At 44.6% G+C, this 21,353-nt stretch carries 18 protein-coding genes and 1 pseudogene; 7 read left to right on the top strand and 12 right to left on the bottom strand.

Going from position 1 to position 21,353, the window contains the following annotated elements; all coding sequences use genetic code 11:
- Positions 1-92 (top strand): annotated as a pseudogene (locus AB4371_RS18945) (RNA-directed DNA polymerase); the annotation flags it as partial.
- 49 nt (positions 93-141) lie between these two features.
- Here AB4371_RS18945 and tyrA read toward each other — a convergent pair.
- The 3 genes from tyrA to nagZ all read right to left on the bottom strand — a co-directional run bounded on the left by tyrA (position 142) and on the right by nagZ (position 3,697).
- Entirely contained in the window at positions 142-1,269 is a 1,128-nt protein-coding gene (tyrA, locus tag AB4371_RS18940) for a bifunctional chorismate mutase/prephenate dehydrogenase (protein ID WP_017056144.1), read from the bottom strand.
- Between the two features lie 118 nt (positions 1,270-1,387).
- Positions 1,388-2,461 carry a 3-deoxy-7-phosphoheptulonate synthase gene (locus tag AB4371_RS18935; protein WP_017059354.1) on the bottom strand — a complete coding sequence of 358 codons (1,074 nt, stop codon included), beginning with the start codon at positions 2,459-2,461 and terminating at the stop codon, positions 1,388-1,390.
- 246 nt (positions 2,462-2,707) lie between these two features.
- The gene (gene nagZ / locus AB4371_RS18930; RefSeq protein WP_372150476.1) at positions 2,708-3,697 is read right to left on the bottom strand and encodes a beta-N-acetylhexosaminidase; all 990 of its coding nucleotides are present in this window, start codon (positions 3,695-3,697) and stop codon (positions 2,708-2,710) included.
- A 121-nt stretch (positions 3,698-3,818) separates the two neighbouring features.
- On the opposite strand from nagZ, the gene AB4371_RS18925 reads away from it, so the two are divergent.
- Together AB4371_RS18925 and murQ are read left to right on the top strand one after the other, a co-directional pair.
- Positions 3,819-4,934, top strand: coding sequence for an anhydro-N-acetylmuramic acid kinase (locus AB4371_RS18925; RefSeq protein ID WP_372150475.1), 1,116 nt, complete (start codon positions 3,819-3,821; stop codon positions 4,932-4,934).
- A gap of 45 nt (positions 4,935-4,979) precedes the next feature.
- Positions 4,980-5,900: an N-acetylmuramic acid 6-phosphate etherase gene (gene murQ, locus AB4371_RS18920; protein ID WP_032547377.1), complete on the top strand. Its 921-nt coding sequence runs from the start codon at positions 4,980-4,982 to the stop codon at positions 5,898-5,900.
- A gap of 117 nt (positions 5,901-6,017) precedes the next feature.
- Here the strand turns inward: murQ and AB4371_RS18915 are convergent, their stop codons facing one another.
- Complete coding sequence (locus tag AB4371_RS18915; protein WP_017059350.1) at positions 6,018-6,368, bottom strand: DUF2799 domain-containing protein; 351 nt, start codon at positions 6,366-6,368, stop codon at positions 6,018-6,020.
- 354 nt (positions 6,369-6,722) lie between these two features.
- On the opposite strand from AB4371_RS18915, the gene AB4371_RS18910 reads away from it, so the two are divergent.
- The 3 genes from AB4371_RS18910 to btsR all read left to right on the top strand — a co-directional run bounded on the left by AB4371_RS18910 (position 6,723) and on the right by btsR (position 10,985).
- Positions 6,723-8,213, top strand: coding sequence for a carbon starvation protein A (locus AB4371_RS18910; protein ID WP_372150474.1), 1,491 nt, complete (start codon positions 6,723-6,725; stop codon positions 8,211-8,213).
- 264 nt (positions 8,214-8,477) lie between these two features.
- On the top strand, positions 8,478-10,148 hold the full coding sequence (locus AB4371_RS18905) for a sensor histidine kinase (protein ID WP_017080271.1): 1,671 nt from the start codon (positions 8,478-8,480) through the stop codon (positions 10,146-10,148).
- 105 nt (positions 10,149-10,253) lie between these two features.
- Positions 10,254-10,985, top strand: a complete 732-nt coding sequence (gene btsR, locus AB4371_RS18900; protein WP_055319044.1) for a two-component system response regulator BtsR — start codon at positions 10,254-10,256, stop codon at positions 10,983-10,985.
- An 83-nt stretch (positions 10,986-11,068) separates the two neighbouring features.
- Here btsR and ispH read toward each other — a convergent pair whose 3' ends face one another.
- The 6 genes from ispH to murJ form a co-directional block, all read right to left on the bottom strand.
- Complete coding sequence (ispH, locus tag AB4371_RS18895) at positions 11,069-12,025, bottom strand: 4-hydroxy-3-methylbut-2-enyl diphosphate reductase (RefSeq protein ID WP_029235087.1); 957 nt, start codon at positions 12,023-12,025, stop codon at positions 11,069-11,071.
- Positions 12,026-12,181: 156 nt separating this feature from the next.
- Positions 12,182-12,613, bottom strand: a complete 432-nt coding sequence (gene fkpB, locus AB4371_RS18890) for an FKBP-type peptidyl-prolyl cis-trans isomerase (protein WP_017059345.1) — start codon at positions 12,611-12,613, stop codon at positions 12,182-12,184.
- 149 nt (positions 12,614-12,762) lie between these two features.
- Entirely contained in the window at positions 12,763-13,263 is a 501-nt protein-coding gene (gene lspA, locus AB4371_RS18885; protein WP_004739521.1) for a signal peptidase II, read from the bottom strand.
- A gap of 157 nt (positions 13,264-13,420) precedes the next feature.
- The gene (gene ileS, locus AB4371_RS18880; protein ID WP_017059344.1) at positions 13,421-16,297 is read right to left on the bottom strand and encodes an isoleucine--tRNA ligase; all 2,877 of its coding nucleotides are present in this window, start codon (positions 16,295-16,297) and stop codon (positions 13,421-13,423) included.
- Between the two features lie 63 nt (positions 16,298-16,360).
- Positions 16,361-17,296 (bottom strand): bifunctional riboflavin kinase/FAD synthetase, encoded by a 936-nt coding sequence (ribF, locus tag AB4371_RS18875; protein WP_017062867.1) that lies wholly within the window; start codon positions 17,294-17,296, stop codon positions 16,361-16,363.
- A gap of 70 nt (positions 17,297-17,366) precedes the next feature.
- Positions 17,367-18,929 carry a murein biosynthesis integral membrane protein MurJ gene (gene murJ, locus AB4371_RS18870; RefSeq protein WP_032545655.1) on the bottom strand — a complete coding sequence of 521 codons (1,563 nt, stop codon included), beginning with the start codon at positions 18,927-18,929 and terminating at the stop codon, positions 17,367-17,369.
- A gap of 251 nt (positions 18,930-19,180) precedes the next feature.
- Here murJ and rpsT point away from each other — a divergent pair, with 251 nt between their 5' ends.
- Positions 19,181-19,441 (top strand): 30S ribosomal protein S20, encoded by a 261-nt coding sequence (gene rpsT / locus AB4371_RS18865; protein WP_004739529.1) that lies wholly within the window; start codon positions 19,181-19,183, stop codon positions 19,439-19,441.
- A 305-nt stretch (positions 19,442-19,746) separates the two neighbouring features.
- On the opposite strand, the gene AB4371_RS18860 is transcribed toward rpsT, so the two are convergent.
- Complete coding sequence (locus AB4371_RS18860; protein ID WP_004735028.1) at positions 19,747-20,040, bottom strand: metalloregulator ArsR/SmtB family transcription factor; 294 nt, start codon at positions 20,038-20,040, stop codon at positions 19,747-19,749.
- 100 nt (positions 20,041-20,140) lie between these two features.
- Positions 20,141-21,031: a transcriptional activator NhaR gene (gene nhaR / locus AB4371_RS18855; RefSeq protein ID WP_017059341.1), complete on the bottom strand. Its 891-nt coding sequence runs from the start codon at positions 21,029-21,031 to the stop codon at positions 20,141-20,143.
- Between the last annotated feature and the right edge of the window lie 322 nt (positions 21,032-21,353).

The raw sequence follows: 21,353 nt of genomic DNA, 5'->3' as shown, positions 1-21,353 counted from the left end.
AGTTGGGCCTGTACTCATTGGGAGATGGGTATGAGTCACTGAAAATATATTCGGAACCGCCGTATGCGACCCACGCTTGTACGGTGGTGTGAGAGGACGGAGGCCGTGAGGCCTCCTCCTACTCGATTTCAAACCACACTATTAACCGCGATGAATCGAGTCATGTGCTTGTTTTAACAGGCTTTGGCTCTCTTGTAAAAATTGTTGTGAGTAGTCACCAAACCAATCACTCACTTGGTTGAAGCTCTCAACAAACTTAGCCTTATCTTTGCCATCTAGGATTTCTAACGCTTCTCCGAAACAGCTATGGAAGCGTCGAATCATCTCTATATTCTCATCCGAAGACAGAATGATATCACCGTACAAGTTCGGGTCTTGAGCAAATAGACGACCAACCATCGCAATCTCAAGTCGGTAGATTGGTGAGCTTAGCTTCAGAAGCTGATCAATATTCGGGTTCTCTTTACTCAGGTGTAAGCCGTAAGCAAAAGAGGTGAAGTGACGAAGTGCTTGAATCAAGGTCATGCCGTGATCGTGTTCAGCTGCATCCATCTGGCAAAGGCTCGCGCCCCAAATACCAAATTGATTCAGTAGCCATTGGTAGCTCTCAGAACCACGACCATCACTGTAAACAATCACCTGCTTAGCAAGGCTTGGAACATCAGGACCAAACATTGGGTGCAATCCAACTACTGGGCCTTGATGCATGTTCATCATTGCTTGTAGAGGTTTAGATTTAATTGACGTCAAATCACATAGAATACAATCGCTTGGTAGATTACCTAGCTTCGCAATCACACCTTCCGTTAGGTGAATTGGAACCGTAACAACCACAAGCCCAGCATTATCTAAGATTTCGTCGGCCTTATCCCAATCTTGGCTGCCAAGGATTTTTACTTCGTAGCCAGACAGTTTGAACATACGACCAAACAAGCCACCAAGTTGACCATTACCACCAACGATAACCACTGAACGTAACTCTGGGTTAAGACACTTAAAGCCAGAATCTTTCTCGCTGGCATAAGACTCACGCATAGTACGACGCAAAATATCTTCGATTAACTGTGGTGGAACCCCTATTTTCTCAGCTTCTTGACGACGAGATGCCAGCATCGCAGCTTCACGCTCTGGTACATAAATAGGTAAACCATGTTCACTTTTTACTTCGCCTACTTTCTCTACTAGAGCAAGGCGTTGAGCCAGTAAATCCAACATTTGTTTATCGACAGCATCGATTTGGTCGCGTAATTCGTTCAGTTCAACGGCCATTTTATTCCTTACTAATCTATAAGCCCGTGCCAATCTATCAGCCCACAATCACGTAGGTTCGCTAGCAACAGATCTTAAAATGCCCCATTAGATGAGGCACTTAAATTTAAAACTCTGACTAACCTTTCAAGCGGTTCTCTAAGAACGGGACTAATTCCGTATGTGCATGTTTCAATAGTGCCTCAGTTGAATCCCAATTGATACACGCGTCGGTAATAGAAACGCCGTATTTCATCTCATTGAGAGGTATATCCGAAGATTGGTTTCCTTCGTTAATATGGCTTTCAATCATAAGGCCGATAATCGATTTGTTGCCTTCACGAATTTGGTGAATCACATCTTCTGCAACTAAAGGTTGGCGACGGAAATCTTTACGAGAGTTCGCGTGGCTACAGTCGACCATTAGCGCTGCCTCTAAGCCAGATTTACCCAGCTCTTGCTCGCATTCGTGTACCGATACTGAATCGTAGTTCGTCTGCTTACCGCCACGTAAAATCACGTGACCATTTGGGTTACCTTGCGTTGTTAGTAGTGCAACTTGACCTTCGCGGCTGATACCCATGAAACGGTGGCTAGAAGAAGCCGCCTGCATTGCGTTGATTGCAGTGCCTAGGTTGCCATCGGTGCCGTTTTTAAAACCGATTGGCATTGAAAGACCACTTGCCATCTCACGGTGAGTTTGAGATTCAGTCGTACGAGCGCCAATAGCCGCCCAGCTGAAGGTATCTGCTAGGTATTGCGGGCTAATTGGGTCTAATGCTTCAGTCGCTAGTGGGATTTCCATCTCAGCGAGTTCAACAAGTAGTTCACGACCAACATGCAGACCATGCTCAATATCGAAAGTGCCGTCTAGATGTGGGTCATTGATCAAACCTTTCCAACCGACAGTGGTACGAGGTTTCTCAAAGTAAACACGCATAACAATATACAGTTGATCGCTAAGTTGCTCAGATAAGGCTTTTAGGCGTTTCGCGTACTCTTTCGCAGCTTCAATGTCATGGATAGAACATGGGCCACATACAACAAGCATGCGATGATCTTTCTTATGAATGATGTTTGCGATAGTTTGACGAGACTCTTGAATGAAACGACGAGCATTATCACTCAAAGGCAGTTTTGCTTTTAACTCCTCAGGAGTAATCAGTACCTGTTCGTCGATGATATTGACATTGCTTAATTCACTTTTCTGCATAACTCAACCTGTATATTTATTTTTACACCCAACATTTCCATTTGGGCTAACAATCTTTAAAAACACAATAACAGCTAAAAAAACGATTGCAAGTGTAAACAATAAAAAACATTAACTGTAAATTTTATCTTACACATTGAATTTAGCTCACTCTAAGAGATAAATAGGTTTAAACCATGGATCACACATACAAAAAAGGCGATATTTATCATATCGCCTTATCTAAAATTATAATGTGTTTATTTATCACTCACTGCCTAGCATTCGCTTAATCGTCTCTGAGGTCTCTTTCCACCTAGCATCCGAGTGAAGTGTCGACAAATCAAAGCTGTGTTTTTTAAGCAATGAGTTGGCTAAAGGCACCTCTTGAATCGCTAAGTTATCCAGAGCTTCAATTTGTGCATCTCGTTTATTACACATCAACACCATGTCACAACCTGCATTCAAGGCCGCTTTCGCTCTGTCGGCTGGTCCACCCATAATGGCAGCGCCTTCCATCGTTAAATCGTCAGAGAATACCAAGCCTTTAAACCCAAGCTGCTGCTTCAATACTTTCTGTAGCCAATACTGTGAACCACTCGCAGGTTGATCATCATAGTGAGAGAAAACCACGTGAGCTGGCATCATGGCATCCAATATTCCAGCTTCAATTTGCGCCTTGAAGATTGCCATATCGGTTTCGAAGATGTTGTCTCTAGGGTCATATGGCGTCTCTAAGTGTGAGTCAGCAATCACGCCACCATGTCCAGGGAAGTGCTTGCCTGTCGTCGCCATGCCAACCGACTTCATGCCTTTGATGAAAGCGCTGCTATGACGAACAATGGTATCAATATCTTCACCAAACGCTCGGCTACCAATTGCTTTACAGTCGTGGCCTTTGTCTAATACTGGCGCAAAGCTCAGATCGATATCGTGGGCAATCAATTCTGCCGCCATCAGCCAGCCAGCCTGTTCTGCTAAATGTTCACCGTTATTCTTAGTCGCAAATTCCTGAGCAGCAGGAATAATTGAAAAGCCATCGCGGAAGCGCTGAACTCGACCACCTTCTTGGTCAACACCAATCAAAATAGGACGTTTCGCTACCTTACGAATTTCTTTGTTTAACGCCGATAACTGTTTGCTATCGTGGTAGTTTCGAGCAAATAAGATGAGACCACCAACAGTTGGGTGCTCTAAAATTTCTCTGTCTTCAGCTGTCAGCTCGTAGCCTGCAACATCAACCCACAACGGTCCCATATTTATCCCTTATTAAACCTAATTTCATAAACTTCCCGAGATTATTCTCTTTAAATTTGCTTTACAATGTTTTTAAACCAATCTGTGGAAGACTTTAAGAATGCAGTGCAAGAGCTTAGAAATGGATCATAAAGAACTGTATATCGGTGTGATGTCAGGGACGAGTATGGACGGTGTTGATACGGCCTTAGTGTCGATTGAAGATACGCGCATCACATTGCTTGCTCATGATGAGTTTCCAATGCCTGGTGACCTCAAAGCGCGTCTGCTTGAAGTTTGTATTGGTCAGAAAACCGATTTAATTGCCATTGGAGAACTCGACCACCAGCTTGGCCATCTGTTTGGCGATGCGGTTTTGCAACTTCTCGAAAAGTCAGGTACACCTGCATCTTCTGTGACTGCGATTGGTAATCATGGTCAAACGGTATTCCACCAGCCAAGCGGCGAATCTCCATTTACCATGCAGTTGGGTGATGCCAACATCATTGCCGCTAAAACACAGATTCAAACGGTTGCTGATTTCAGACGTAAAGACATGGCATTAGGCGGACAAGGTGCGCCACTCGTACCCGCTTTTCACCATACGATTTTTCACCCGCAAGACAGCTCAGTTGTAGTGTTGAATATTGGTGGTATCTCGAATATTTCAGTGCTGCGCCCTAATCAGCCAACGCTTGGTTATGATACAGGCCCGGGCAATATGTTGATGGACGCTTGGGTTGATAAACACACTGGTGAGAAGTTTGACCATGATGCGCAATTTGCGCTTAAAGGTCAACTCAATCAAGCTTTACTCGAACAGTTGTTAAATGAGTCTTATCTATCTCAAATACCACCGAAAAGTACCGGTAGAGAACTATTCAACCTACCTTGGCTAGAGCAACAATTAACAGAATTTAAAGATCTTGCAGTAGAAGATGTTCAGCGCACGCTTTGTGAATACACCGCATTGACGATAGCCAATGAAGTGGAGACTTATCGCTTGGGTGACCAGCCTGCACTGTATGTGTGTGGCGGTGGTACACGAAATCCATTGTTGATGAAGAGGCTGTCTGAACTGCTTCCAAGTTGGGAGGTTGACTCAACCACCAGTAAAGGCGTGGATGCCGATTACATGGAAGCAATGGCCTTTGCGTGGCTTGCTCAGCGTCATGTCCATAAACTGCCAAGCAATTTACCAGAAGTGACTGGCGCAAGCAGAGCGGCCTCTCTAGGCGTTCTCTATCAAGCTGACTAAACAACTTTAGAACCATAATTTTAGAATCACCATTTAAGGATCATTATGAGTAACGACGCTCTCATATCAGCGCTCTCGCACCTCGTTTCGGAGGGGAGAAACCCTGACACTATGGATATTGATCTGCTCACCTCTCTCGAAGTGGTTGAAAAGATTAACCAACAAGACAAACAAGTCCCACTGGCGATTGAAGCGGAACTGCCACAGATCGCGAAAGCGGTCGATAAAATTGCTCATGCCTTTCAAAACGGTGGTCGACTGATTTATATGGGCGCAGGCACCAGTGGTCGATTGGGTGTTTTAGATGCATCAGAATGCCCTCCGACTTTCGGTGTTTCAGACAAAATGGTTATCGGCTTAATCGCTGGCGGACCAGAAGCGATTTTAAAAGCCAAAGAGGGAGCGGAAGATTCGCTGACTCTCGGTATTGAAGACCTGAAAGCCATTCAATTTACAGAAAATGATGTCGTGGTAGGTATTGCAGCGAGCGGGCGCACACCTTACGTGATTGGTGCACTCAATTATGCCAATCAGCTTGGCGCAGTAACGGTTGCATTGTCTTGTAACCCTGATTCTCCAATTGCTGAAATCGCTCAAATCGCAATTAGCCCGGTGGTTGGCCCAGAAGCATTGACTGGTTCAACACGACTCAAATCAGGTACAGCACAAAAGCTGGTGCTTAATATGCTGACCACAGCCAGCATGATTCGCATTGGTAAGAGCTACCAAAATCTGATGGTCGACGTAAAAGCGACCAATGAAAAGTTGGTTGCTCGCGCTGCTCGTATCGTTATCCAAGCAACGGAGTGCGACAAAGCACTGGCAGTGTCAACACTTAAAGCGACTGATTACGATGTGAAGTTATCTATTTTGATGATTCTAACAGGGCTAGATTTAGAGTTAGCCAAGGCTCAGCTTGATAAGCAAAATGGCTTCTTGAGAAAAGCCGTCGAGAATAATCAGTAATCTTAATTTGGCTTGTAGCTTCTCATTTAGACAGCTACTTCAACGACATACAAAAAGACCAGCACACACGCGGTACTGGTCTTTTTTTAGTTTTAATTTTTTATGGCTAGCTTGGGCTTAATAGTCGTTTGAGAACTCGTCCCAGCCGCGTTGCCATTCCATACGGAAACGTTGAGCGTCTTCCGTACCAGAACACACGCCTTCATACACCTGACCAGATAAACCAATCTGATAAGCATGGTTCGGATTACAATATTCAGTCACACCTAGGTGATAACCTTCTGTGTAACTCGCTTGATCGACTGCGCCAAGCTCAGTCATCTCTGAATACGAACGCTGAGTGTGGCCTTTGATACCATCACGATAGCCAATCTCTTGCCAATTGCCTTCAGCTGCTAAATCTTGAACATTGGCGCTGCATCCTGCAAGGCTAAATGCCACGGCGAATAGTACGATTATTTTTTTCATTTCAATCCTTTATATTGTTACTTCACCACTTTCTGACGAAGCGCTGCCTTTGTGGTGATTCTCCGCTGAACGCCTATCGATGTCCACTTATTGTCTAATGTTCGCCACTTTAGGTTCATTCCGACCACTCAGAATCAATAGTCGCCGTTAAGCCAACTCAAACAACCTCTCTATAGAGCTAATAGGCCTCTCGATAGAAATATCGGCCACTCATCACAGTGAACAAACCACTAAATCAGTTATAACACCGCTAAATTGGCTATTCGACCACTCACTCTCGTAGCGGAAGTTTCTTCTCATCGACTCCTTTAATATACACCCTGACTTAATTAATACATTCAGGGATAACAAATTATGATGTGGTTTCTTACCTGTGTCGCAGCACTCATTGGTGGCTACTTTATTTACGGTACCTTTATCGAGAAGATTTTCGGTATCAATGAAAAACGCCAAACACCTGCTCACACTAAGCAAGATGGCGTGGACTACGTTCCAATGTCGACACCAAAGGTTTACCTAGTTCAGCTGCTTAACATCGCAGGTGTAGGTCCAATCTTCGGCCCTATCATGGGTGCCCTTTATGGTCCAGCAGCAATGCTTTGGATCGTTCTAGGTTGTATCTTCGCAGGTGCAGTACACGACTACTTCTCAGGTATGTTATCTATCCGTAATGGCGGAGCTTCGGTTCCAACCATCACTGGACGTTACCTAGGCAATGGCGCAAAACACTTTATGAACATCTTTGCCATTGTTCTACTGCTTCTTGTTGGTGTGGTATTCGTATCTGCTCCAGCAGGTATGATCACTAACCTAGTGAACGACCAAACTGATTTCGCGATGTCTGCAACTACGATGGTTGTTATCATCTTTGCTTACTACATCATCGCAACGATTGTCCCTGTCGATAAAATCATTGGTCGCTTCTACCCACTGTTCGGTGCACTGCTTATCTTTATGTCTGTTGGCCTAATCACTGCGATTGGTCTATCTGACGAACACCAAATCATGGAGGGCTTTGAGATCAGCGACATGTTCACCAACATGAACCCGAATGACCTACCACTTTGGCCTGCTCTCTTCATCACTATCGCATGTGGTGCTATCTCTGGCTTCCACGCCACTCAGTCTCCTCTGATGGCGCGTTGTATGGAAAACGAGAAGAACGGTCGCTTCGTATTCTACGGCGCAATGATTGGTGAAGGCATCATCGCTCTAATCTGGTGTGCACTTGCTCTGTCTTTCTTCGGTTCGGTTGAGTCTCTGTCTGACGCAATTGCAAACGGCGGCCCAGGTAACGTGGTATACAGCGCTTCATTTGGTCTACTGGGTGTATTTGGCGGTATCCTTGCTTTCCTTGGCGTGGTTATCCTACCAATCACTTCTGGTGACACAGCGTTCCGTTCAAGCCGTCTTATCCTTGCTGAATACTTCAACATGGAACAGAAAACACTGCGTAACCGTCTACTAATGGCGTTACCACTGTTCGTTATCGGTGGCATCCTGACTCAAGTTGATTTCGGTATCATCTGGCGCTACTTCGGTTTTGCTAACCAATCAACAGCCGTAATGATGCTGTGGACAGCTTCAGCTTACCTACTTCGCCACAACAAACTGCACTGGGTAACAACAGTTCCAGCTATCTTCATGACGTCTGTGTGTATCACATTCATCCTGAACAACAGCCAACTGGGCTTCGGTCTACCAATGCAAATCTCAACCATCATTGGTGTGGTGAGTGCGCTAGGTGTTGCGGCTTACGTTATTAAAATTTCAAAAGGCAAAGGCGATATCGACCTAGCTGATGAAGAAGAGAAAGAAGCAAAAGGCGTTACCAAAACAGCCTAGTTCTTTAAGGCTCTTGGGAACAAGAGACCAATCTTCAGAGAATGAGACAAAAGAACAGCCAAACACAACTTCGCTTGCTCCCGTAATCACTCAGTGATTCGTGGAATCTAAGACTAAAGCCCGTCCACTGTGATGGGCTTTAGTGTTTTCAGGCGTTAGTGCTTTCGACTCTGGGAAGCGAATATAACCTACGAAAACACAAGCAAAGCTACCGTTACCAAGCAATGAGCTTTACACTTAACAAGCGTCTCAATAGGTGAAAATATGGAACTCATTCTCTCTCTGCTGCAACAAACCTGCGTCTACTTAGTGATTGCTTACATGCTGAGTAAAACCCCACTGATTCTCCCTTTGTTGAGCATCTCATCTCGCTTAAGCCATAAGATCAGCTGCTACGTTCTGTTTTCCCTGTTCTGCATTATGGGTACCTATTTCGGACTGCAGATCAATGATGCCATCGCCAACACGCGTGCGATGGGTGCGGTAATGGGAGGTCTGTTTGGCGGCCCTGTCGTTGGCTTTGCCGTCGGCTTTACTGGTGGAATTCACCGTTACTCATTAGGCGGCTTCACAGACTTGGCTTGTGCGATTTCAACCACAGCAGAAGGCTTGATTGGCGGCCTGTTACACGTTTATCTCGTGAGAAAGAACAAAGCCAGCCAACTGTTTAATCCGTTAGTGGTTTTCTCGGTAACCCTGTTTGCAGAGATCATTCAGATGCTGATTCTGCTGGCGGTCGCAAAACCCTTCGAACAATCCTATGCTCTGGTCTCCGATATTGCGGCGCCAATGATCATCGCTAACTCGGTCGGTGCAGCACTGTTCATGAGCATCATCCAAGACAGAAAAACCATCTTCGAAAAGTACTCGGCTACCTTCTCACGCCGCGCACTGACCATTGCCGAACGTTCGGTGGGTATTTTGCATGGTGGGTTCAATTCCGATAACGCACAAAAAATCGTACGTATCGTTTATGAAGAGACCAACGTAGGGGCGGTAGCGATTACCGACCGAGAGAAAATCCTCGCGTTCGTTGGTATTGGTGATGAACACCATATTCCGAACACCCCGATTTCATCGCAAAGCACGCTCACTTCGATGGAACAGAACGACATCATCTACCTTGATGGCAAAGAGAACCCATACCAATGCTCCTTGTCGCAGGATTGTAAATTGGGTTCTGCGTTGATTATTCCATTGCGCGCGGGTAACGAAGTGGTCGGCACCATCAAGCTCTATGAGCCAAAGCTGAAACTATTCTCAACTATCAATATGTCGATGGGTGAAGGTATCGCTCAACTATTATCGAGCCAGATCCTATTTAGCAACTACCAGCAGCAGCAAACGCTACTGACACAAGCAGAAATCAAACTGCTGCACGCTCAAGTGAACCCGCACTTCTTGTTCAATGCGCTTAATACTATCAGCGCAGTAACACGTCGTGACCCAGATAAAGCTCGAGAGTTGATTCAACACCTGTCTCACTTCTTTAGAAGCAACCTAAAGCAGAACATCAACACCGTGAAGCTCAAAGACGAACTGGCACACGTCAACGCTTACCTGACCATAGAGAAAGCACGCTTTACCGATCGACTAGAAGTGGAATGGGATATCGACCCGCAGTTATATGAATCTCAATTGCCGAGCTTTACCCTGCAACCGCTGGTAGAAAACGCCATCAAACATGGGATATCTAATATGTTGGAAGGCGGTAAAGTAAAGATCTCTAGCGAGGCTTTCGAGGGTGGGTTCAAGTTAACCGTTGAAGACAATGCAGGTAATTATCAGAAGCCATCTCAAGATCATGTAGGATTAGGGATGGAAATTGTTGATAAACGACTCACTAATTTCTTTGGACAAGATTCAGCACTAAAAATAGAATCTCAACCACAGCAATTTACTCGAATGAGCTTTATCATACCTATACTCAAATAATGGTATTTTCGGAGACGGATCGCTCCGAGTTGAAACATTTAGAAGCAGACATTTAAAAGATAAGCGTGAACCAAGCAGGGATAGAACCAAGATGAAGATTGTAGGATGTTAAAGGCACTAGTTATCGATGATGAGCTTTTTGCTCGCGAAGAGCTGATTGAGCTGCTGACCGAAACCGGAGAAGTGGAAGTCATTGGCCAAGCGAGTAATGCAATTGAAGGGCTAAAGCAAATCAACCTTCTCAAGCCTGACGTGGTGTATTTGGACATTCAAATGCCTCAGGTTACTGGGATTGAATTGCTGAGCATGCTTGACCCGGAAACCATGCCTTATGTGGTGTTTGTGACCGCCTACGATCAATATGCGATTCAAGCCTTTGAAGACAATGCCTTTGACTACCTACTCAAACCCGTCGAACCTTGTCGATTAAACAAGAGTGTTTGCCGTCTGAATAAGGTCATCAAGCAGAATCAGAAAGCGCCAGCACAAGACATCTCTGCGATTGCTCCCTGCCACTTAGAGCAGATTCCGTGTATTGGTCATAACCGCATTGTGATCATGGCAAGCCAAACGGTTGAATGCGCCTATTCTGATATCAGTGGCGTGCATGTTCGTAGCTCATCACAAACAGCAACCTCGCAACTAACCCTGAAGATCTTGGAAGAAAAGACCGATTTGATCCGCTGCCATCGACAATATTTGATCAACATAAAATCGATCCAAGAGATCAAGTTACTAGAGAATGGATTAGCCGAGATCATCACACTGACGGGCTTTGAAGTCCCGGTGAGTCGTCGCTATCTCAAGACGTTAAAAGAGCAACTCGGCCTCCAGTAAACAAATTTCAGGTTTAGATATAGCACGATCAAAAAAGCCAACGCATCAACGTTGGCTTTTTACTGTTTAAGAATCGATAGAAATTAGTCGACTTGCTTAATCTGTAGCTCTTTGGGTACTTCAAAGAACATGTTCTCTTCACGACCTTGAATCTCTTCAACGTCAGTCGCACCTAGCTCACGAATACGATCTAGAATTTGGTTTACCAGCTCTTCAGGAGCAGAAGCACCGGCTGTTACACCGATTTTCTTTTTCCCTTCAACCCACTCGGTTTGAATGTCTTCAGGACAGTCAGTTAGGTAGCCTGGTGTGCCTAGTTTCTCAGCTAGCTCTTTTAGACGAGTTGAATTCGATGAGTTCTTAGAACCAACCACTATCACCACATCAACGTCATTCGCCATCTCACGCACAGCGTCTTGACGGTTTTGAGTCGCGTAACAGATGTCGTCTTTACGTGGGCCTTGAATCTCAGGGAACACTCGACGTAGCTCTTCAATCACATCTGCAGTTTCATCTACTGATAGCGTAGTTTGGCTAACATAGTGCAGGTTACTTGGATCATTCACCACGAGGTTCTGTACGTCCTCTGGTCTTTCAACCAAGTACATACCACCAGTTTGGCTCGCGTACTGACCCATAGTGCCTTCCACTTCAGGGTGACCTGCGTGGCCAATCAGTACCACTTCCATATGTTTGCGGCTCGCACGAGCAACCTCCATATGAACTTTAGTCACCAAAGGACACGTCGCATCAAATACCGTTAACTCACGCTCTTTCGCTTCTTTACGAACCGCTTGAGAAACACCGTGAGCCGAAAAGATCACGATGTTGTCGTCTGGCACCTCACTCAGTTCTTCGACAAAAATAGCACCACGCTGCTTGAGCCCCTCAACAACAAAGCGGTTGTGTACCACTTCATGGCGAACATAGATCGGTGGCTGATACATTTCGAGTGCACGCTCTACGATGCTGATCGCACGATCGACACCGGCACAAAAGCCACGAGGGTTAGCTAACATTATTTTCATTTCATTGCTCATCATTTACCGCGGTACTAAGGTTGCTTCTATAGAGTTCGCCGTCAGCGAGGTTCGCATTCTACAGTGAAGCGTCTAGACAGTGAAGCTCTGGGTGAGATCACAGCTGTAAGGCTATCTTATTCTAGCGTGAAGACAGCTATTCTAACGTTAAGAGAGTTATTCTACCGTTAAGATATTGACGTCAAAGCTAACGTCTTGACCAGCGAGTGGGTGATTAAAATCAACCGTCACTGAATCACCTGCGATCTCAGTAATAATACCTGGAATTTCCATACCGTCAGGACCTGAAAATGCCATGATAGTGCCCACTTCAACTTCAGAGTCGCCAACAAACTTAGCACGATCCATATAGTGAATATGATCTGGGTTTGGCATACCAAACGCGTCTTCCGCCTTCAGTTCGATAGACTTTTCAGTGCCGGCTTCAAGTCCAAGTAAGCACGCTTCAAAGTTCTCACTTAGGCTGCCATCACCCATGACGAACTTCGCTGGTTTGCCCATGTTCTCCGTACTATCGGCAACTGAACCATCCTTCATTTTAATCGTAAAATGTAGAGTTACTGCTGAATCATTTTTAATTGCTGCCACGTTACTTTCCTTAGACTTCTTTATTATTTGAGGATGCGCTGTGCTTTGCTTCCTTGTTGACTGAAGCATAAAAAAAAGCGCCGTCGGAATCAACCGACAGCGCTTAGGGCTATTCTATTCTGTGAGTCATAGACTGACTTTGAAGCAAGCTATTTGCTTTCGTCTTTCTTACGGAAACCATCTAAGATGATCATCGCAGCACCGATACAGATTCCCATATCCGCTAAGTTAAATGCAGGCCAGTGGTAAGTGCCCCAGTAGAAGTCTAAGTAATCGACAACAAAGCCATGTACGACTCGGTCAAACACATTACCTACTGCACCACCAATGATGATCGCATAAGCAATGTTATTCCACTTCTCTGTTGCTGGTAGTTTGCTCATCCAGTACGTCAGCATACCTGTTACCGCAAATGCGATACCCGTAAATAACCAACGCTGCCAACCACTTTGATCACTCAAGAAGCTAAACGCTGCACCGTAGTTATGCACGTACAAAAAGTTAAAGAATGGCAGCACCTCAATACGGTTTGCCCAACCATAACCCATATTGTCCATGACAAAGAGTTTAATGCCGATATCAGCCAAGAAGACCAATAGAGCCAGCCATAACCAACGTACACCAGATTGTTTTAACGAAACTTCACTCATTTCTATTCCTAGTATTTACGAAGTTGGTATTCATTGTTAGTCACCTTACGTGACCTTGATTACCAACTTGGTTAAACACATTTCCTATAACTAAAAATAACCCCAGTTGATACTGGGGCTATGATTTTTACAAAAAGTTCAGTCTTTCTCTGAGTCGTTATGCGAACTTACGCACTTCGCCTTCACCGTCGATGTTCGACACACAACGACCACAAACTTTCTCGTGACCTTCGATAGTGCCTACATCTGGAGTGTGGTGCCAGCAACGGTCACACTTCTCAGCTTCAGTAGCCGCAACTTCAACGAATAGACCAGCAACGTCTGTCGCTTGCGCTGCATCAGACTTCTCGCTCAGTGGCTTAACAACAGCTGCAGAGGTGATAAGTACGAAACGTAGCTCATCTTCTAGCTTGTTGATTTTAGCCGCTAGTGCATCGTCAGCGTATAGAGTAACTTCAGCTTGCAGTGCACCACCGATCGTTTTCTCTTTACGAGCATCTTCAAGAAGCTTGTTCACTGCGCCACGAACAGACTGGATTTCAGTCCAGAATTCGTTGCTTAGCTCTTCGCCTTCTGCAAGACCAAATAGACCTTCGAACCACTCACCTGTGAATACGAACGTGTCGCGCTGCTCTCCAGTTGGTAAAGAGCTTGGCATTTCGTTCCAGATTTCATCTGCAGTGAACGACATGATAGGTGCCATCCAACGAACTAGAGCTTCTACGATGTAGTAAAGCGCCGTTTGACAGCTACGTTGAGCATGGCTGCCCTGCTTCGCTGTGTACTGACGGTCTTTGATTACGTCTAGGTAGAAAGAACCCATTTCGATAGAACAGAACTGCATTAGACGTTGAGTCACACCGTGAGTGTTGTACTCGCCGTATGCTTTAACAATCTCTTCTTGTGCAGCTTGAGCACGGCCAACAGCCCAGCGATCAAGTGCAACCATCTCTTCAGCAGGAACTAGGTCAGTTTCAGGGTTGAAACCGTTCAAGTTCGCTAGGAAGAAACGAGCCGTGTTACGAATACGACGGTAAGCATCCGCTGAACGCTTCAGGATTTCATCAGAAACCGCAACTTCACCCGTGTAGTCTGTAGAAGCAACCCATAGACGCAGGATATCTGCACCTAGCTTGTTGGTTACGTCTTTAGGAGCAACAACGTTACCGATAGATTTAGACATCTTACGGCCGTTACCATCCACTACGAAACCGTGCGTTAGTACTTGCTTGTACGGTGCTTCGTCTTTCATCGCGATAGATGAAATTAGAGAAGACTGGAACCAGCCACGGTGTTGGTCTGAACCTTCAAGGTAAAGATCAGCACTGTGAGTGCGCTCTTCGTTCGGGAAGTTGTACTCTTCACGAGAATCAACAACAGAGAAGTGCGTAACACCTGAGTCGAACCATACGTCTAGCGTATCCATTACTTTTTCGTACTTATCAGCGTCTTCTGCGCCCATAAGTTCAGCAGCGTCTACATCCCACCAAGCTTGAATGCCTTTCTCTTCAACTAGCTTCGCAACTTTTTCAATAAGCGCTGGGCTTTCTGGGTGAAGTTCTGCTGTTTCTTTATGAACAAACAAAGCAATTGGCACACCCCAAGTACGTTGACGAGAGATACACCACTCAGGACGACCTTCAACCATGCCTTCGATACGGCTTTGACCCCATTCAGGCAACCACTCAACACTCTTGATTGACTCTAGTGCTTTAGCACGTAGGCCAGCTTGATCCATAGAGATGAACCATTGTGGTGTTGCGCGGAAGATGATTGGAGTTTTGTGTCTCCAACAGTGTGGGTAGCTGTGCTCGTAAGCGTGGTGATGCAGAAGTGCACCTTTCTCTTTTAGAACTTCTAAAACAGAGTCGTTCGCTTTGAATACGTGCTGACCAGCAAATAGCTCTGTATCTGGCAGGTAAACGCCGTTAGAACCAACTGGGTTAGCGATTTCTAGGTTGTACTTTTTACCAACCACGAAATCTTCTTGACCGTGACCAGGCGCAGTGTGAACCACACCAGTACCTGAATCTGTTGTTACGTGATCGCCAAGAACTGCAGGAACAGTAAAGTCGTAGAACGGGTGGTTGAACTGAGAAAGCTCAAGATCAGCACCTGTAGCAAAACCAAGGTTGTGGAAGTGCTCGATACCTGCACGATCCATTACGTCTTTTGCTAGTTCAGAAGCAACAACGATACGTTGAGCAGGCTGGTCGCCATTCGCTTCAACTTGGATAAGCACGTATTCAAGATCATCACGTAGACATACTGCGCGGTTAGCAGGCAGAGTCCATGGTGTTGTTGTCCAGATAACGATAGAAATTTCGCCTTGACCCGCATGACCTTCAGCTAGAGTAAATTTCTCTAGAAGCGCCGCTTCGTCAGCTGCTGTAAATTTCACATCGATAGATGGAGAAACTTTATCTTTGTATTCAACTTCAGCTTCAGCCAGAGCAGAACCACAATCAGTACACCAGTGAACGGGTTTGAAACCTTTAAGAAGGTGACCTTTGTCTGCGATTTTGCCAAGAGAACGAATGATGTTCGCTTCTGTGCCAAAATCCATAGTGCGATAAGGTTTGTCCCACTCGCCCATGATGCCAAGACGTTTGAAGCTCTCTTTCTGACCTTCAACTTGACCCGCAGCGTACTTTCGACACTCTTCGCGGAATTCAGCCGCCGAAATCTTCTGACCAGGCTTACCTTTCTTCTTCTCAACCATTAGCTCGATTGGAAGACCGTGACAGTCCCAACCAGGGATGTACGGTGCATCAAAACCAGAAAGGGTCTTAGATTTGATAATAATGTCTTTAAGAATCTTATTCAGCGCGTGGCCAATGTGAATATCGCCGTTCGCGTATGGAGGGCCATCATGCAGTACGAAAGATTTTTTACCTTTCTTTGCCTTACGGATTTCGCCGTAAAGATCTTCTTTGTACCAACGCTTCAGCATTTCTGGCTCACGATTTGCCAGATTGCCGCGCATTGGGAACCCTGTTTCTGGTAAGTTCAGGGTATCTTTATAATCACTCATCGATTCTTAATTCCGTTATATTGGGCGAAGTTAGACATTATGTTAATCGGTGGAATCATCCGATTAATTCTTTAGCTGAAGCAGCCACACCCTTGCGGCTTCAGCATCCAATTCTATTTGATTCTTTAGTGCGTCGAACGATTCAAATTTTATCTCGTCGCGCAGTTTGTGCAAAAGTCGTACTTCTAACTGTTTACCATATAAATTGGCTTTAAAGTCAAAAAAATGCACTTCCAATTGCTGCCTTACCCCATTAACTGTTGGTCGTTGTCCAATATTAGCAACGCCACCGACAGGAACACCGTCGATATCCAAAGCTTCAACAACATACACTCCCGATACAGGAGAAACACAACGCTTTAATGGAATATTAGCGGTAGGGAAACCGATAGTTCTCCCTAGTTTTCGACCATGGGACACTCGACCACTAATACTGTAATCACGTCCTAACATGGTAGCACTTGCAGCCAAGTCATCGACCGCTAATGCATTTCGTATCTCAGTACTGCTTACTCGTAATTGGTTTAAGCAATAGCTTTGGGTGCTGACCACCTCAAAACCGTACTTCTCACCCGCCTCTTTGAGCATAGCGAAATTACCGGTACGACCTTTACCAAAGCAAAAATCGTCACCAACCACCAAGAACTTCACACCAAGCTTATCAACCAAAAGATCCTTAATGAATGCTTCCGCGGATAAACTTGCAAAATACTGATTAAAATTAACACACAATAAGCGACTGATATCTAGCTTACTCAGTTGCACGTATTTGTCTCGTAAACGAGTTAAACGTGCTGGCGCTCTATCTCGGGCAAACAGCTCCATAGGCTGCGGTTCAAACGTCATAACAACAGAAGGTAGCCCTAATGCTGCAGCTTGTTTAGAAACCTGACTCAAAACCTCTTGATGTCCTAAATGAACACCATCGAAGTTACCTATGGTTAATACACAGCCATGATGCTGCGCTTTAATATTGTGTATACCTCGGATCAGTTCCATTATGATCAGCTAAAACCTGTTATTTGCATCATTTATTGTGTGAAACCGACGGATTATATACTAATCAGTATTAATCTGTCGCTGCTTTTAAATGTTTTACTCGGATACCTAAAATCAGTACCGAAACAATATAAACAAAGCCACCAAGTCCAATCAAGCCAGTTAATGTCAGCGCTCTCTGGCTAAAGCTCCATTCAAGCCAATGTTGCATATTATCCAGCTGCCATAAAATAGCCGCTACCATCACCACACCTGAGATAATTAATTTGGCACTGAACAACAAGGTTGTCTTAGTTAATTGATACACACCCGCAAGGTGCAATCCTCGATATAACAAGGCCATATTCACAAAGGCAGACAGTGCCGTCGCAATCGCCAAACCCACATAGCCATAAAAATAAGCAAAGATCGCGTTAAACACCATATTAGTCACCATAGCGATAATGCCGTACTTAACCGGTGTTTTGGTATCTTGGCGAGAGTAGTAACCCGGAGCTAAAACTTTAATCAACATGAAGTTAAGCAAGCCTGATGCGTAAGCTACCAATGACATCGATGCCTGCTGTACATCGTGTGGAGAGAACTCACCACGCATAAATAGCACCATCAACATGGGTTTAGCTAAAACGATAAGACCTAACATCGCAGGAATACCAAGCAGCAACACCATGCGCACGCCCCAATCCATGGTATGCGCGAACCCTTCCCCTTGAGCATCTACGTGTTTACGAGACAAAGCAGGAAGAATCACAGTCGCAATCGCGATACCGAATAAACCGAGAGGAAATTCAAGCAGTCGGTCTGAGTAGTACAACCAACTGATAGAGCCTGTTGCGAGGAAGCTGGCAATAAAGGTATCAAACAATAAGTTGATTTGGCTGACCGATACACCGAACAGAGCAGGGATCATTAATGTGCGGATCTTAACCACACCCGGGTCTCTCCATCCCCACTTCGGCTTAACCAACACACCCGCTTTGATCAAGAAAGGCATTTGGAAAAGGAATTGGACTAAGCCACCAAGAAACACACCAATAGCCAAACCAATTTCTGGTTGTTCTAAATTAGGTGAGATAAACCATGCAGCGCCTATGATCATCACGTTCAAGAACACAGGAGTAAAAGAAGAGACCGCAAATTTACCTAATGTATTAAGAATGGCACCAGATAAAGCGACGAAGGTGATAAACCATAAATAAGGAAAGGTAATCTTGAGCATAAAGCTCGCTAGCTCAAATTTGGGTGCTGATGGGCCATCATTTAGCCAGTCGATAAACCAACCCGCACCAAACATCGCGGTGATCACGCCAGAGCCCAATACCCCGATGACGGTGACAATAGAAACTAAAACCCCGAGCGTCCCCGACACCTTAGCAATTAAATCTCGTGTCTTATCTTTATCACCTGCGGCGTGATATTCCGTTAATACAGGAACAAACGCTTGAGAAAACGCACCTTCTGCAAAAAGTCGACGTAAGAAATTAGGAATTTTATTAGCGAAGAAAAATACGTCGGCACTCGCTCCTGCCCCCATCAAATTTGCTACTACTACATCACGTACTAGCCCCAATACACGGGAAACAAAAGTCATTGCGCTGACAATCAGGCCTGACTTTAATAGTCGTTTACTCACAGAAACCTCTGACACTGGTTGATTACTTTCAAGCGAGGATAAATACTATCCTGTCCTAAGAAGCATATTTATTAGCATTGGTCTAAAAATGCTGTTAGAATCCCCGCCATCTTAACCGCGATGACCTTTCCATACCAAAGTTTGTTTGGCTACGATTGGTTTTTGCACAAATCATTTGACAATTAAGCGCTAATGAGGGATAGTCCTCGCCCTTAAATTGTCACCGAACTAAGTTTTTGGGAGTTAGACCCTTGGCAAACAGTAAATCTGCTAAGAAGCGCGCTATCCAAGCTGAGAAACGTCGCCAGCACAATGCTAGCCGTCGTTCTATGATGCGCACTTACATGAAAAAGACTATCGCAGCTATCGCAGCTGGTGATAAAGAAGCTGCAACTGCTGCTCTTGTAGAAGTTACACCACTTCTTGACCGTATGGCGACTAAAGGCCTTATTCATAAGAATAAAGCTGCACGTCATAAGTCTCGTTTCGCTGCTGCAATCAAAGCTCTTTAATAGAAATTTGATTACAACGCAAAACGAAAAAAACCGGCCTAGGCCGGTTTTTTTATATCTAAATTTTGAGTAACGCTTTTATTTTACGTGCTAACAGCCGTTTTTCTGACCGATAAACAATTTAAGCAGATAGATAAAACAAACAATCAGAAAAATAAATAGAGAAGCAAATTGGTACGTAGATAGGTAGATAGGTAGATAGGTAGATAGGTAGATAGGTAAACACTAACGTTCAATGTGAAATGCTAACACTTCCTTGTGTCATTCTATCGCTGATAAGAAATCCCCCTCCCACCAGCAATAAGCTACTTGCAGTAAATACCATGCAGTAGGTTAATCATCGCTTTTACTTCTTCACTACTCAATGTGTAATACACAGTTTGAGCTTCTTTGCGAGTTTCGACCAAACCATCTCTTCTCAACCAAGCAAGATGTTGAGATAAAGCAGACTGACTCAGTTCCAACTTGCCACACAACTCCCCAACCGACAGTTCAGTGCCATGTAATAGGCACAAAATCTGTAAGCGACGCTCGTTAGCCATGGCTTTGAGTAGAATCACAGCTTGTGCTGAGTTCTTCTCCATCTCTTTTAAGTTCATAGTTTGGCTCCCTACAACCTTTACGCCAACTACGGGCTATCAGTATTTCCGGCATATTGCGGAGTTATGATAATCGATATCAATTCATTAACAAACTATCTCACTCGAACAATTTGCTAAAATCTGCGTCACATACGTTTTTTACTGCTGGATGTTGGATCATCCTCTCAGCAAATATGACGTAGTACTCCTCTTTTAACTCTTCAATACCGCCTAATAGTTGCAGTGATGTGTCGTCTTCCACTTCAGACATATAAATCGTCGGTGCTAAAAATATTACGTCATGATGGTAACGAGCAAAAGCCTTCATCAATGCGGCATCATCAAACTCACCTAAAATATCTGGCTTAAGCCCTTGTCTATCAAACCATTGCAGCACTTTACGACCCATTGAGGTTCGGCTGCCAGGGATCAAAAGCTTTCTTTGCTCCAATACAGCAGGGAAATTAACCCCTTCAACCTGACCTGAACTAAAAAAGCTCATTCCACTCTCACCCAGCTTTTTACTGAACAGGCCCGGGCTTTGACTAGAGTCCACCGGACAGTCAGACAAAATCATATCGAGCTTATGTTGAGAGAGTTGCTCAAGTAGCATTTCATGGGTCGATTCAAAACAGCGCAAGTGAATGCTGTTATCTGGAGGGATGGTCGACATCAGTATCTTACTGACGAGTCTTTTAGAGAGCGCATCCGCGACGCCAACATCAAACAGAATATTGGAGTGCTGGCTGTAATTCACGATGTCCAGCATCTCGTAACTCAGGCCAAACATACGATCGGCATATTTAAAGACCAGTTGCCCAAGCTCTGTAGGCTCAACACTTCGGCCATTACGCTTGGTCAACTTGCCATCCATGCGTTCTTCTAAGGCTTTTATCTGCCCCGTTACCGTTTGTGGTGTTAGGAATAGGGCTTCTGCAGCTTTAGTAACAGAGCCTTGCTTGCAAACCATCCAGAAGTAATACAGATGGTTGTAGTTGAGATGCGACATAGATGTGCCGTAATAAAAGAGTAGATACCCTTTTATATCAAATATGACACCGCCACTCAACAAACTCGAAAAAACCTAACCAAACATAGATTTACCACTTATTTTTTCGAAGTGTCTGATTTCATAATGTAATATTTCATCGATTATTTTCAATTTTTTTCTAACTTTTAAGATCTATATCACCTATAGAATTTCCATTAAAAAACAATTTAAAACAACAACTTAAAACAACCACATTAGCAATTGGAATATTTAAAGAGTAAATCATCACAAAAAAGTCGCACCTAAACCAAAATGTAATATTACTGAAATATTTCCCCTC

The organism is Vibrio sp. 10N.261.51.A3 (assembly GCF_041471965.1).
In the GTDB taxonomy this organism is placed as follows: Bacteria; Pseudomonadota; Gammaproteobacteria; order Enterobacterales; family Vibrionaceae; genus Vibrio; species Vibrio crassostreae_C.
Note: the sequence above shows the minus strand (reverse complement) of the source record. Positions and strands in the feature narration are given on the sequence as shown.

Coding starts and splice junctions, on each gene's coding strand:
- tyrA (WP_017056144.1), bottom strand. CDS start 1,269: ATGGCCGTTGAACTGAACGAATTACGCGACCAAATCGATGCTGTCGAT.
- AB4371_RS18935 (WP_017059354.1), bottom strand. CDS start 2,461: ATGCAGAAAAGTGAATTAAGCAATGTCAATATCATCGACGAACAGGTA.
- nagZ (WP_372150476.1), bottom strand. CDS start 3,697: ATGGGACCGTTGTGGGTTGATGTTGCAGGCTACGAGCTGACAGCTGAA.
- AB4371_RS18925 (WP_372150475.1), top strand. CDS start 3,819: ATGGATCATAAAGAACTGTATATCGGTGTGATGTCAGGGACGAGTATG.
- murQ (WP_032547377.1), top strand. CDS start 4,980: ATGAGTAACGACGCTCTCATATCAGCGCTCTCGCACCTCGTTTCGGAG.
- AB4371_RS18915 (WP_017059350.1), bottom strand. CDS start 6,368: ATGAAAAAAATAATCGTACTATTCGCCGTGGCATTTAGCCTTGCAGGA.
- AB4371_RS18910 (WP_372150474.1), top strand. CDS start 6,723: ATGATGTGGTTTCTTACCTGTGTCGCAGCACTCATTGGTGGCTACTTT.
- AB4371_RS18905 (WP_017080271.1), top strand. CDS start 8,478: ATGGAACTCATTCTCTCTCTGCTGCAACAAACCTGCGTCTACTTAGTG.
- btsR (WP_055319044.1), top strand. CDS start 10,254: ATGTTAAAGGCACTAGTTATCGATGATGAGCTTTTTGCTCGCGAAGAG.
- ispH (WP_029235087.1), bottom strand. CDS start 12,025: ATGAGCAATGAAATGAAAATAATGTTAGCTAACCCTCGTGGCTTTTGT.
- lspA (WP_004739521.1), bottom strand. CDS start 13,263: ATGAGTGAAGTTTCGTTAAAACAATCTGGTGTACGTTGGTTATGGCTG.
- ileS (WP_017059344.1), bottom strand. CDS start 16,297: ATGAGTGATTATAAAGATACCCTGAACTTACCAGAAACAGGGTTCCCA.
- ribF (WP_017062867.1), bottom strand. CDS start 17,296: ATGGAACTGATCCGAGGTATACACAATATTAAAGCGCAGCATCATGGC.
- AB4371_RS18860 (WP_004735028.1), bottom strand. CDS start 20,040: ATGAACTTAAAAGAGATGGAGAAGAACTCAGCACAAGCTGTGATTCTA.
- nhaR (WP_017059341.1), bottom strand. CDS start 21,031: ATGTCGCATCTCAACTACAACCATCTGTATTACTTCTGGATGGTTTGC.